This is a genomic window from Metasolibacillus sp. (assembly GCF_025291715.1).
In the GTDB taxonomy this organism is placed as follows: domain Bacteria; phylum Bacillota; class Bacilli; order Bacillales_A; family Planococcaceae; genus Metasolibacillus; species Metasolibacillus louembei.
In genome coordinates this window covers 25775-39453 of record NZ_JAMBIZ010000014.1, presented here as the reverse complement: position 1 = coordinate 39453, position 13679 = coordinate 25775, and the positions used below count along the sequence as shown (strand labels likewise).

General features: G+C 38.0%; 14 protein-coding genes. 13 read left to right on the top strand and 1 reads right to left on the bottom strand.

What is annotated here, in order from left to right; translation table 11 throughout:
- Nucleotides 1–3 precede the first annotated feature (3 nt).
- The 6 genes from M3Z76_RS10685 (at nt 4) to M3Z76_RS10660 (ending at nt 6615) form a co-directional block, all read left to right on the top strand.
- The gene (locus M3Z76_RS10685) at nt 4–1554 is read left to right on the top strand and encodes a fatty acid--CoA ligase family protein (protein WP_293926431.1); all 1551 of its coding nucleotides are present in this window, start codon (nt 4–6) and stop codon (nt 1552–1554) included.
- Between the two features lie 128 nt (nt 1555–1682).
- Nucleotides 1683–2429 carry a tetratricopeptide repeat protein gene (locus M3Z76_RS10680; protein WP_293926429.1) on the top strand — a complete coding sequence of 249 codons (747 nt, stop codon included), beginning with the start codon at nt 1683–1685 and terminating at the stop codon, nt 2427–2429.
- A gap of 92 nt (nt 2430–2521) precedes the next feature.
- Complete coding sequence (locus M3Z76_RS10675; RefSeq protein WP_293926427.1) at nt 2522–4501, top strand: S9 family peptidase; 1980 nt, start codon at nt 2522–2524, stop codon at nt 4499–4501.
- Nucleotides 4502–4642: 141 nt separating this feature from the next.
- A complete protein-coding gene (locus tag M3Z76_RS10670) occupies nt 4643–5275 on the top strand; it encodes a hypothetical protein (protein WP_293926424.1) in 633 nt (210 codons plus the stop codon).
- 215 nt (nt 5276–5490) lie between these two features.
- Entirely contained in the window at nt 5491–6135 is a 645-nt protein-coding gene (locus M3Z76_RS10665) for a DedA family protein (RefSeq protein ID WP_293926422.1), read from the top strand.
- Between the two features lie 15 nt (nt 6136–6150).
- Nucleotides 6151–6615, top strand: a complete 465-nt coding sequence (locus M3Z76_RS10660) for an S-ribosylhomocysteine lyase (RefSeq protein ID WP_293926419.1) — start codon at nt 6151–6153, stop codon at nt 6613–6615.
- A gap of 34 nt (nt 6616–6649) precedes the next feature.
- Here the strand turns inward: M3Z76_RS10660 and M3Z76_RS10655 are convergent, their stop codons facing one another.
- A complete protein-coding gene (locus M3Z76_RS10655) occupies nt 6650–7426 on the bottom strand; it encodes an enoyl-CoA hydratase-related protein (RefSeq protein ID WP_293926416.1) in 777 nt (258 codons plus the stop codon).
- A gap of 299 nt (nt 7427–7725) precedes the next feature.
- Between M3Z76_RS10655 and M3Z76_RS10650 the strand changes: the two genes are divergently transcribed.
- The 7 genes from M3Z76_RS10650 to M3Z76_RS10620 all read left to right on the top strand — a co-directional run bounded on the left by M3Z76_RS10650 (nt 7726) and on the right by M3Z76_RS10620 (nt 13278).
- Complete coding sequence (locus M3Z76_RS10650; protein WP_293926413.1) at nt 7726–8964, top strand: EAL and HDOD domain-containing protein; 1239 nt, start codon at nt 7726–7728, stop codon at nt 8962–8964.
- Between the two features lie 70 nt (nt 8965–9034).
- Entirely contained in the window at nt 9035–9865 is an 831-nt protein-coding gene (locus M3Z76_RS10645) for a YitT family protein (protein ID WP_293926565.1), read from the top strand.
- A 34-nt stretch (nt 9866–9899) separates the two neighbouring features.
- Nucleotides 9900–10217: a c-type cytochrome gene (locus tag M3Z76_RS10640; protein ID WP_293926410.1), complete on the top strand. Its 318-nt coding sequence runs from the start codon at nt 9900–9902 to the stop codon at nt 10215–10217.
- Nucleotides 10218–10342: 125 nt separating this feature from the next.
- The gene (gene hprK / locus M3Z76_RS10635) at nt 10343–11284 is read left to right on the top strand and encodes an HPr(Ser) kinase/phosphatase (protein ID WP_293926407.1); all 942 of its coding nucleotides are present in this window, start codon (nt 10343–10345) and stop codon (nt 11282–11284) included.
- Between the two features lie 15 nt (nt 11285–11299).
- Nucleotides 11300–12118, top strand: coding sequence for a prolipoprotein diacylglyceryl transferase (gene lgt, locus M3Z76_RS10630; protein ID WP_293926562.1), 819 nt, complete (start codon nt 11300–11302; stop codon nt 12116–12118).
- A gap of 10 nt (nt 12119–12128) precedes the next feature.
- Nucleotides 12129–12767: a pyrophosphatase PpaX gene (ppaX, locus tag M3Z76_RS10625; protein ID WP_293926560.1), complete on the top strand. Its 639-nt coding sequence runs from the start codon at nt 12129–12131 to the stop codon at nt 12765–12767.
- Between the two features lie 4 nt (nt 12768–12771).
- Nucleotides 12772–13278: an acyltransferase gene (locus M3Z76_RS10620; protein WP_293926404.1), complete on the top strand. Its 507-nt coding sequence runs from the start codon at nt 12772–12774 to the stop codon at nt 13276–13278.
- The last annotated feature ends 401 nt before the right edge of the window (nt 13279–13679 follow it).

Here is a 13679-nt window from a genome sequence, read left to right as displayed (position 1 = left end):
GTATTGAATCTAGTAGAAAAGGTAAGACAGCAAGCTCTCGAACAACCAGAAAAAACGGCCTATCATTTTATGGGGAAAAATACAAGCTACAGTGAATTTGAGCAAACGGTTGACCGTTTTGCAAAAGCTTTGCAGGATATGGGCGTAGAAAAAGGCGACCATGTAGCATTATTATTGGGGAACACACCTCATTTTTTAATTTCACTGTATAGTGCGATGCGTATTGGTGCAACAGTCATTCCAGTGAATCCGATTTATACACCTGATGAAATTTCATATATTGTTCAAAATGGTGATGTAAAAGTGGTGATTGCACTTGATATGCTACTTCCGCTTGTAGAAAAAGGGGTACAAGCATTTACGAAAGTAGAGAAATACATTATTTGTGAAACGGCGGCAGACACAGGGGAGAAAGTTGCTGCATTGAGCGATAATGCAAAGGCGAAAACCGTTCTTTTCACAGCTTTATTAAAAACGACAGAAGGCACAGCAAAGTCTACTACATTAGTAGAAGATGATAATGCCGTTATTTTATATACATCTGGCACAACAGGCTATCCAAAAGGCGCTATTTTAACACATGGCAATTTATATTCAAATGCACGTGATGTTGGCGCATATTTGAAAATAACGGAGACGGATCGTGTTATTGCGACATTGCCAGTATTCCATGTTTTCGCATTAACGGTTGTTGTCAATGCACCATTAGTCCAAGGTGCGACTATTTTATTAGCACCGCGCTTTAGCCCAGGCGAAATTTTTGAGCTGGCAAAAGCGCAGGAGGCAACAGTTTTCGCAGGTGTACCGACAATGTATAATTTCCTTTATCAATTTGCAGAAGGAGATGCCGCAGCATTTAAAACGTTGCGCTTAGCTATTTCAGGTGGGGCATCTTTACCTGTTGCTTTGCTGCATAACTTTGAGGACAAGTTTAATGTCCGCATTTCAGAAGGCTATGGGTTATCAGAGGCGTCACCAGTAACCTGCTTTAATCCATTAGATAAGGAGCGCAAGCCAGGCTCCATTGGTCAATCAATTATCAATGTAGAAAATAAAATTGTTGATCCAGATGGTAATGAAGTACCTGTTGGCGAAGTGGGCGAATTGATTGTACGTGGACCGAATGTGATGAAGGGCTACTACAATATGCCGGAGGAAACAGCTGTGACAATTCAAGATGGCTGGCTATACACAGGCGATTTAGCGCGTAAAGATGAGGAGGATTATTTCTACATCGTTGACCGCAAAAAAGATATGATTATCGTTGGAGGCTACAATGTGTACCCACGTGAAGTAGAGGAAGTGCTTTACTCACATCCAAATATTGTAGAGGCAGCAGTTATCGGCTTACCAGATCCTGATTTTGGTGAAGCAGTATGCGCTTACGTTGTAGTAAAGGATGATAGCGTAACTGTTGAGGAGCTAAAGCAATATTGCACAGAGCATATTGCCAAATATAAGGTGCCAAAAGTTATTGAAATTATCGATGAGCTACCAAAAAATACAACAGGCAAAATTTTGCGCCGCTCGTTAAAGGAGCAAGCAGCAAAATAGTAGATGGGAGAGTGTCTTAAAGGGCACTCTCCTTTTTGAGTTATAGAAATTGCTTGATTAGACAAGAAGGCGATTGCTTCTCAATTATTTGGATAATTGTGTACAATATAATGAAGGAGGTATGTGATATGAATGAGGATAACGATAAAAAGAAAAAGTTTTCATTGTTTAATCAAATTTCGAAGTCGTTAGGGTTTGAACAAGAGGAGCAAAAGCAAGAAGAAGCTGAGGAACAAATGCAAGTCGAAAATATGGAACAGCAAGTGACTGCAACGACAGAGACGATCCCATCAGAGCAAAAATCGAATGTCATTAATTTTATAGAGGAAAAGGAAAGAAATAAAGTTCAAGAAGGGCTAAAATGGCTGAAGGCTGCTGCGGATGCAGGGGATACAGGCGCAATGAATGAGTTAGCCTATTGCTATTTAACAGGAAAAGGTGTGACACAAAATACAGTGGAGGGTGAGCATTGGCTACGTACATCAGCAAGCTATGGTGATTTATGGGCAATGGTTGATATTGCGATTCGCTTGCTTGATGGAGAAGTGCTCGCTAAAGATTCTGTAGAAGGTGAAAAGTGGCTAAGATTAGCAGTTGACCGAGGAGATCGTGTTGCGACAAGAATTTTAGGCTATCGTTTAATCACAGGTGATAGCTTGGAGCGCAATATAGACGAAGGGGTAAAGTGGATACGAAAAGCAGCAGAGGAATTACATGAGCTTGTAGCAATGCGCTTGTTAGGTATTTATCTCATTAGAGGCGAGCATGTCGAACAAAATATTAATGAAGGTGAATATTGGCTAAAGCGGGCAGCAGAGGCGGGTGAGAAGGTTGCGATGCGTGAATGGGGCAAATATTTAGTTAGAGGACTATAACTAGAATTATTCGAATATTGACACATATTTGTATCGTGGTAAACTTAATATTACGAAGTTCGAAATAACAATAAGAAAGCAGGGAATAGGGAATGACAGCATTTTTAACAAAAGAGCATTTATACACATTGCAATCTGTAACAGCACCAGTACTAGCACCAAATGGGCAGGAAGCTGTATTTGTACGCACGCTAATTGATCAAGAGGACAATAAATATTATGCACATCTTTTCCACGTTGAGCTAGCGAGTGAGGAAGTAACGCAATGGACATTTGGCAAGGAGCGTGTAAGTGGTGCTAAATGGTCACCTGATGGTAAACAAGTTGCTTTTTTATCAAATCGCGACGAGAAAAATCAGCTTTATATTTTAAAGCGCAATGGTGGAGAAGCGAAAAAAGTAGCAGATTTCCCATATGGCGTTAGCTCATTTGTATGGAGTCCATGCGGTCAAAAGCTTTGGGTGACAGCTAGTCTGAAAGATGGAACAGCATTCACAGATGCAGTGGAAAAGGAAGACAAAAAATTACCTGAAGCGTATGTTGTGGACAGAATGAAGCATAAAATGGATGGCGTTGGTGGCAATGGTTTGCGCAAACAAGGCATGAGCACACATGTGGCAGAAGTAACACTTGATGGCACAATTACGCAATTTACAGAGGGCAATCATGATTACGCATTAAGTGCTGTTTCACACGATGGCAAAAAGCTAGTAATTGCTGTCAATCGCTCAGAAAATCAAGACTTTGAATTCCGCCAACCGCTTTATATTGTAGATGTAGCTACGAAGGAAGAAACGGTTTTAGTTGAGCAGGATGGCTATTATGGCGGTGCGGCATATTCATTTGATGACCGTTATATTGCTTATGTAGGTAGTGATGCAACATTTAAAAATGCGACACATACAAATGTTTATGTCTACGATACTGAAACAGGGCAAACGAGCAATTTAACAGAAAGCCTTGATGCACCTGTTGGTGATTATGCAGTAGCCGATTTCCAACAAGGCGCAGCAGCCCCAGCTGTCGTTTGGACTGAAACAAATGCACTTTATTTCCAAGTATCAACGATGGGCGATATTCGTTTATATTATGCAACATTGGAAGGTGAGCTGTACCCTGCAACACCAGAAAGCGAGCATGTCTATGGCTATGCTGTAGCGAAAAGCGGCAATGAAGCGATTGTGGCCGTTTCAAACCCAACATTCCCTGGCGAGCTATTTACACACAATATTGCAACAGGCGAGCGCAAGCAGCTAACGCATTTCAATGATGCTTATTTAGCAGAAACGACATTATCTAAAGCAGAGCCAATCGTCTTCAAAGGAGCGAAGGATTGGGATGTACATGGCTGGATTATGAAGCCTGCCAACTACGTGGAAGGTGAAAAATATCCGTTGATTGTGGAGGTTCATGGTGGACCGCATACATTGTATGCTAATACCTTCTTCCATGAAATGCAGCTTCTAGCAGCGCAAGGCTATGGTGTATTGTATATTAATCCGCGTGGCAGTCATGGTTATAGCCAAGCATTTGTAGATGCGGTGCGCAACGACTATGGTGGTGGCGATTTCGAAGATATTATGTTAGCAACAGATTATGCACTAGCAAATTATGACTGGATTGATACGGAGCGTCTTGGCTTAACAGGTGGTAGCTACGGCGGCTTTATGACAAACTGGGCTGTGGGACATACAAATCGCTTTAAGGCAGCGGTAACACAGCGCTCGATTTCGAACTGGATTAGCTTCTTTGGCGTATCGGATATCGGCTACTACTTCACAGATTGGCAAATTGGTGGCGATATGTCAGATATCGAAAAGCTATGGCACCATTCGCCATTAAAATATGCAAAAAATGTAGAAACACCATTGCTTATTTTGCACAGTGAAAAAGATTTCCGCTGTCCAATTGAGCAAGCAGAGCAGTTTTATATTACGTTAAAAACAATGGGCAAAGAAGTTGGCTTTGTTCGCTTCCCAGATTGCGACCACAATTTATCACGCACGGGGACGCCAAACTTACGTATCCAGCGTTTAGAGCAAATTGTTGGTTGGTTTGAGAAATATATTTAATCAGAATTATCTATTATAAAAATATGAAAAACAGATTCAGAAAAGCTCTATTTTTTTGAATCTGTTTTTTTATGTTATCGTTGAAGGGTTATTATCTATATTAAAATTGTAAATATTCAATTTAGAAGGCGGTGTACTTTGATGAAAAAAAGCTTAGTAATGATTATTGGAATTGTATGTATTTCTATAGTTGGATGGTTCATCTTTGGAAATAAAAAAGAAATAACTAATGGGATGGAAGAGCGCTTATTTGGTAGAAATTTAATTGTAGATGCCAAAACAGATGTAACGCCAGATTTAGCATCTATAGAAAACAAAGCTGAAATGATTGTTATTGGGAAGAAGGTTGTTCAAGAAGATCCCACTGTTATTTATAATCAAGAGGACCGCATCGATGTTGCATATACTTTGTCTAACTTTTTAGTCCAAAAAGTTATAAGTGGTGATGAGGTGCAAAGTGGTATGGAAATAACAATTTTAGAAAACGAGGCATACAATAAACGCGAAGATATTGCATATCATATCGCAGGCTATGAGTTAATGAAGGAAGATAATGAATACTTATTATTCTTAAGAAAATCAACGACAGATCCATACTATATAATTATAGGGAATAATTATGGAAAAGTGCCTTTGCAAAATGAAACGAGTGCCTTGCGAGAGGCTGTACAAAAGGCAAATACAAGCTATGCTACAGAAAAATTATCCGAATGGGCACGCGAGGATAAGGTTAAACAGCAGGCACTTGAAAAATACGCTTCCTATTTGGATTGAGGCTAAATAGCTTTTTTGTAATTGGCTCTTTACTTAAACATTAAGGGGTTTATAAAAAATAAAATGATGAATGCACAATTATTTTAAAAAGAAGCGTCCATTTATTCGCAACATTTTGTATTAATTTTCGTTCTAAATTAATATTATAAAAAGCATAGTAAATCATATTATGCTAAAATGAGAGAGTAAAAATTGATGAGAAAGTGAGTATATGGATGGCGATTATTCAAGGCTTGATTGATTTTATTTTACACATTGACCAGCATTTACAGGAAATTATTCAGCAATTTGGAGGCTGGTCGTACGCAATTTTGTTTGCGATTGTATTTGTAGAAACAGGCGTCGTCATTATGCCGTTTTTACCAGGAGATTCCTTACTATTTGCAGCAGGTACATTTGCGGCGTTAGGCTCCTTTAATTTACCATTGTTAATGGCGGTCTTTATTACAGCTGCAATTATTGGAGATACGGTAAATTACCATATCGGACGAGCTGTTGGCTTATCGATCCCACCTGATAGCTTTTTAGGTCGGGTTATTAATAAAGAGCGCATGGATGCGGCACAGCGATTTTTCAATAAGCATGGCGGAAAGACGATTGTCATTGCGCGCTTTATGCCATTTATTCGGACGTTTATTCCGTTTGTGGCAGGAGCTAGCCGTATGAACTATAAATACTTTATTATGTATAATGTTATTGGAGCATTTGCTTGGGTATTGATTTGTACGATGCTTGGCTACTTCTTTGGCAATATCCCTATTATTAAAGAAAACTTCTCCACAGTATTGTTATTAATTATTTTTATTTCTGTTATACCAGCGGTTATTAGTGCGTTAAATGGGAGACGAAAAAATAAATAAGCGAGGTTATGGAAAATGACAAAAATGAATGTAGAAAGCTTTAACTTAGACCATACGAAAGTAGCTGCACCATATGTACGTTTAGCTGGATTAAAGGAAGGGCAGCATGGAGATGTTGTACATAAGTATGATATTCGCTTTAAGCAACCAAATAAAGAGTATATGAAAATGGATGCTCTTCATTCGATTGAGCATTTAATGGCTGAAAATATCCGTAACCATTCAGAACATGTTGTTGACCTTAGTCCGATGGGCTGTCAAACAGGTTTCTATTTATCTGTTATTAACCATGATAATTATGATGAAATTTTAACTATTTTAGAAAAAACGTTGCAGGATGTTGTCAATGCAACAGAGGTGCCAGCATGTAACGAAGTGCAATGCGGCTGGGCTGCGAATCACAGCTTAGAAGGAGCACAGCAATTAGCGCGTGAAATGCTTGCAAAGCGTGCGGAGTGGGCAACTGTTTTTGCTGAATAAAAAGCGAGGAAGTGCAAAATGCACTTCCTCATTTTTATTTCCCTTTAAATTGCGGTGCTCGCTTTTCAACGAAGGCATTTAATGCTTCTATGCGGTCTTCAGTCGGTAAAGTGATTTCATATGCTTTACGCTCGATTTGTAGGCCTGTTTGCAAATCAACCTTCATTCCTTGTTTGACAGCAAATTTTGCTTGCTGTAAAGCGATTGGCGCATTTTGCAAAATTGTATTGGCAAAGCTCTCAGTAGCTTGCATTAAATGCTCTTGTTCAACTAGCTGTGTAAATAACCCACAAGCTAACGCTTCCTCCCCTGCAATTTTTTTCGCTGTTAAAATAAATTCCAATGCTTTTGCTTCACCAATTAAGCGAGGCAAGCGCTGTGTGCCGCCAGCACCAGGAATAATGCCGAGCTTCGTTTCTGTTAAGCCAACAACTGCATTTTTGGCAGCAATGCGAAAATCACAGGCAAGAGCAAGCTCAAGGCCACCGCCAAAAGCGTAGCCATTCAGCGCACAAATGGTTGGCTGTGGCAATGCTTCGATAGCATTGAATACTTCAGCAAATTTATTTAAATTTCGTTTCACTAAAGGCTCTGGTAATGTTTGGCGCTCCTTTAAATCAGCGCCGACAGAAAAGGCTTTATCGCCTGCACCTGTAATGATAACAAGTCGAATATCAGGGTGTATACGAATGGATTCTACAATCGCTTGCAGCTCACATAGCATTTCAAAATTAAAGGCATTTAAAACATCAGGTCGATTTAGTTTTACATAGGCGATAGATTGCTGTTGCTCATATTCAATGATGTTCATAAATAACTTACTCCCCCTTAAACGTATATAGTATTATATTACATGTCTCGAAATATATAGGCAATTATAATTGAACAATGCATTAAAGATAAGTATGCTATAATTAAGTGATTTTAAAGCATAAAGCATGAAAACAACTAAAGATTTTGCTGAAATATAGCAGTGAATTTGCTATTATTTGTACGTTGGCAAAATTAATAAATAATATGTTAAAAGAATGCTATTTTAGCTTTCTTTATAAAATAAACGTAATAACAAGAATGAAAAAATTATGAAGATACATAAAGTGAGGAGTTAGTGTGGAAGTTTTTATTGGTAGACAACCGATTTTTGATGAAAAAGAACAAATTGTCTCTTATGAATTGTTATATCGAAGTAAAAATATGAATGCTTTTCCTTTAGAGGGCGTAGGAGCAGATGCTGCAACAATTGATGTTATTATCAACTCATTTTTAGCAATTGGTATAGATAAAGCAACAGGTGGTGCGCCAGCCTTTATTAATTTTACTGAAAAGCTATTGTTTAGCCCATTAGTCGATTATGTGAACCCACAAGAAGTAGTTATCGAAATTTTAGAAGATGTCAGCATAACACAGGGTCTTATAGAACGTGTAAAGGAGTTAAAGAAAAAAGGCTTTAAACTAGCGCTTGATGACTTTGTATTGAATGATGAAGTAACGGTGTATGATGAATTGTTTCATTATATAGACTATATTAAAGTCGATTTTTTAATTACTCCTTTATTAAAACGTATGGAAATTGAAAATAAAGTAAAATCGAAATTTCCACATATTCAACTCTTGGCAGAAAAAGTAGAGACACGAGAGCAATATGAAGTTGCGATACATTCGGGCTATGTATTGTTTCAAGGGTATTTTTTTGAGAAGCCACAAATTATGAGAGCGATTGATATACCTGCAAATATTATTAATTACTTCCAAATTATTTCGATTTTAAAGGATGAGGAGCCCGATATAAATATATTAGCAGAAAATATTGAACGGGAAATATCGATTTCTTATAAGCTTTTACAGCTCATTAATAGCTCAAAAAATCGCAAAAAATCTAAAATACGTTCAATTAAGCAAGCGATTGTTTTGCTAGGGCTAACGGAGCTACGTAAGCTTGTGTATTTACTTGCAATGCGTGAATTAAATACTCATGAGCAAACAGATACGTTTAATGAGCTAGTTGTAGCGTCATTGTTTAGAGCGAAAGCATGTGAAAAAGTAGCGAAGCTAAATTATAAAAAGAATTTTTCTGAGTATTTTTTAATTGGTCTATTATCGTTAATTGATGCCTTATTAAAGCGACCGATGCATTTAATTTTAAGAAAGATGCCGCTATCAGAGGAAATCGTGCAAACGATTAACGGTGTAGAAACAGAAATGACACCCTATTTACAATTTAGTGAAGCATTGTACAAATTAGATTGGGACAAGCTGACAGAATTATCACAGCAGCTAGGCTTGAACCAAGAAAAGGTATTCCAAATTTATGATGAAACAGAGCAATGGGCAAGAGAGGTTATTAGCTAGTAGCTTATGCTATAAATAAAAATTGCATATAGAAAGAGGAAGTCGTGTGAACAGTAGTGAGCAGTTAACAATGAAAGATACAGTTAGCGAGTATATATTTGTTATTGTAGGAGCTGCGATAATTGCAGTGGGGTTTAATGTTTTTTTATTACCGAACCAAGTAGCCTCTGGTGGCGTAAGTGGAATTAGTACCATTTTAAATGGCTTATTTGGTTGGAATGCAGGAATTATTCAATATGCATTTAATATTCCTTTATTTATTGCAGGTGTTTTAGTTTTAGGTAAGAAATTCGGTGTAAAATCCTTTATTGGTACAATTACATTGCCTGCATTCGTTATATTGACGAGTGGCTGGGAGCCATGGACTTTAAATCCACTACTTGGTGCCATTTTTGGTGGGATTGTTGTTGGTTCAGGACTAGGCATTGTTTTCAAAGGTAAAGCTTCAACAGGCGGTACCGATTTATTAGCGCAAATTATTACAAAATTCACAGGGCTTACTCTAGGCACAAGCGTTTTGATGATTGATGGTATTATCGCTGTGAGTGCTGCATTAGTATTTGATTTAGAAAAAGGCTTGTATGCGATTATCGGCTTATATGTGACGACAAAAACGATTGATATTATTCAGCTTGGCTTTAGCCAATCGAAAATGGCGTATATTATTACAAACATGGAAGAGGAAATGCGTGAAGCTATTTACAGAGAAGTGAATCGCGGTGTAACGAAGCTTCCTGCCTTCGGTGGTTACACTGGAGAAGAAAAAACATTTCTTATGGTTGTTGTTTATCAAACTGAATTCACGAAATTGAAACAAGTTGTGAAGATGGTGGACCCAACAGCATTCGTTGTCGTTTCAGATGCCTATGAGGTGCTAGGAGAAGGTTTCAAACGTGTCTAACTTTGCTATACTGAAATGGATTGGAGGGGTTGAAATGAAAAAATTATTATTAACAGCTACATTTAGCTCAGCATTATTTTTAGCTGCGTGTGGTGGCGCTGAGGAAGAAAGCGGTAATGCAACACCGCAGCCAGAAGGTGAAAAAATTGTGATGCAAACCTGTGCCAGCTGTCACGGCGGTCAATTGCAAGGTATGCGTAAAACACCTGCATTAAATGATGTAGGTGCACGTTTATCGGAGGAAGAAATTTTAAATGTCATTTTAAATGGTACATCAAATGGTATGCCTGGTGGTTTAATTAAAGGCGAAGATGCTGAAAAAGCAGCGGCATGGTTAGCAGAACAAAAATAATGGGGAGGGGACGTCTGAATTTCGAGGCGCCCCTTTTATTGGTTTATAAAGGATACATTTTCCGTAAAAATGACTGGAACATGTTACAATAAGGAAAGACTATAAAGGATCGAGAGGTTGTGCCAATGGTTCAAGTTACAACAAGAGATGTAATGGAGAAATTTAATTTACAAATCGTGAGTGGTCATGAAGGGATTGGGCGCGCTATTACAACAAGTGATATTTCAAGACCCGGGCTTGAGATGGCTGGTTACTTTACACATTACCCAGCAAATCGTGTCCAGCTACTTGGAAAGACAGAGCTCTCCTTTTTTGAAATGCTTCCAGAAAATGTGAGAATTGAACGTATGTGCTTGTTATGTGCACGCAATACACCAGCAATTATTCTTTCAAGAAGTATGGAAGTACCAAAGGAATTAATTGATGCATCGAATAAAAATCATGTACCTGTTTTAGTTTCAAAGCAAACGACAACTCATTTTTCGAGCCGCTTAACAAATTATTTAGAAAGTGAGCTGGCACCGACCACAGCTATTCATGGGGTACTTGTGGATATTTATGGAATCGGGGTACTCATTCTTGGGAAAAGCGGTGTAGGGAAAAGTGAAACAGCATTAGAGCTTGTCAAAAAGGGGCATCGTCTTGTAGCAGATGACTCTGTAGAAATTCGTCAAGAATCAGAAAATATGATTATCGGTAGCCCACCCCCATTGTTGGAGCATTTATTGGAAATTCGTGGAATCGGTATTATTAATATTATGACATTATTTGGTGCAAGTGCTATTCGACCATATAAAAGAATTACACTTGTTGTAGAGCTAGAAAACTGGGATCCAAATAAATCATATGATCGCCTAGGGCTTGATGAGGAAAAAATGAAAATTATTGATACGGAGCTAACAAAGCTAACAATTCCTGTTCAGCCTGGACGTAACGTATCTGTTATTATTGAAGTAGCTGCGATGAATTATCGTCTAAAAAGAATGGGCGTTAATGCAGCAGAGGAATTTTCCCGAAGGCTAGATGCAGTTATCGCATCAAATGGGGAAATGGATGATTTTAATTAAAGAAGGAGTAAAATGATGGACTTTATTATGATGAAAATCAATCCTGTAGCATTCTCCATTGGACCTATTGATGTGCGATGGTATGGTATTTTAATTGCTTCAGGTATTGTACTAGCTTACTTTTTAGCACAGCGTGAGGCGGTGCGATTAGGTATTCACCAAGATTTTATTGCGGACATGCTCATTTGGGCTGTGCCAATTGCAATACTAAGTGCACGTGTTTATTATGTAGCAATGGAATGGGGGGCTTATAAAGACAATCCACTTCGAGCAATTGAAATATGGAATGGTGGAATTGCAATTCATGGTGCATTGATTGGTGCATTTATTACAGCTTATATCTTTACAAAAAGGCGAAATGTCAGCTTCCTGCGTATTGCAGATATCGCAGCACCGAGCATTTTAGTAGGACAAATTATTGGACGTTGGGGCAACTTCATTAATCAAGAGGCACATGGCGGGGAAGTATCGCGTAGCTTTTTGGAAAGTCTCCATTTACCTAATTGGTTGATTGAGCAAATGTATATCGAAAATTTAGGGTCATATGTACACCCAACATTTTTATATGAATCATTATGGAATGTCGTAGGCTTTATTATTTTAATCATTGCACGTAAATTCAATTGGCGTCGTGGGGAAATGTTTTTCTTCTATCTTATTTGGTATTCAATTGGACGCTTCTATATCGAATCACTACGAACAGATAGCCTGTATTTAATTGGTGATTTACGTTCAGCACAAGTCGTGTCGATACTTGGTATTGTCATTGGTTTAGCTTGTATTATTTATCGTCGAATTACTGTAAAGCCTGCTGTACGCTATTTAGACAAATAAAGGGTGAATTATAATGGTAAAAGCGTTATTATTTGATTTTGATGGAACATTGTTAGATACAAATGAGTTAATTATCCAAACATTTATGCATGTATTAGAAGAAAAATTTCCTGGGCAATATTCGCCAAAAGATTGCATAAATTTTATTGGTCCTTCATTAAGACAATCTTTTACTGAAATAGCTCCAGATATGGTAGATGAACTAGTAGCAAGCTACCGCAAATGGAATATTGAACATCATGATGAGCTTGTGACACAATATGATGGGGTTGTTTCGACATTACAACAATTGCATGCACAAGGTATAAGGTTAGCGATTGTTTCGACAAAACGTGTGGATATGATTGAACGCGGTTTAAAGGTGCTAGGTGTTGGTCATTTATTTGAGCATATTATTGGCTTTGATAGTGTACAGCATGTCAAGCCACATCCTGAGCCAATTTTATTAGCATTAGAAAAGCTCCAAGTAGCAAAAGAAGATGTCATTATGATTGGGGATAATTCGCATGATATTGAGGCAGGGCATAATGCAGGAGTGAAAACGGCAGGTGTTGCATGGACTTTTAAAGGCGAGGATTACTTAAAGCAATTTTCGCCGACATATATTCTTGACAATATGACCGATTTATTAACAATTGTGAAAGGATAAGCCTATGAGAAGAACAGAGCGTTACAAAGTGGAAGGGGCAAATTCACTTTGGCATGTTTATCAAACGGTATCTTTTTGGAAAATCGTCAAATGCTTTATTTTTATTCAAATTGGACGCATTACACCATTTATGGCAATGAAAAATTGGATTTATCGCACATTTCTTCGAATGAAGATTGGCGAAAAAACATCACTCGCACTAATGGTCATGCCTGATACGATGTTTCCAGAGCGCATTTCGATTGGAGATAATTCAATTATAGGCTTTAACACAACGATTTTAGCACATGAATATTTAATAAATGAGTATCGTTTAGGTGATGTGAAAATTGGCAGCAATGTTATGGTTGGTGCCAATACAACGATTTTGCCAGGTATAGAGATTGGTGATGGCGCCATTGTTTCCGCAGCAACACTCGTACATAAAGATGTACCAGCAGGATGTATGGTAGGGGGAAATCCGATGCGCATTATTTTCACGGCAGAGGAAATGGCAGCACGACAAAAATAGCAATAACAAGCTGATGAGAAAGAAGCTCTCATCAGCTTGTTTGCGTTTTATGGTGATGAAACATGAAACCCGCAAATAAATCATAGAAAGCGCAAATAAACTGAGAAACCCGCAAATAAATCATGGAAAGCGCAAATAAACTGAGAAACCCGCAAATAAATCATAGAAAGCGCAAATAAAATGAGAAACTCGCAAATAAATCATGGAAAGCGCAAATAAACTGAGAAACCCGCAAATAAATCATAAAAAACGCAAATAAACTGAGCAACTCGCAAATAAATCACGGAAAGCGCAAATAAACTGAGAAACCCGCAAATAAATCATAAAATCCGCAAATAAAACAAAACCCGCCAATATAGAAAATTTCAAAGGTTTCAATTAAATACCATGTTATGCCAACG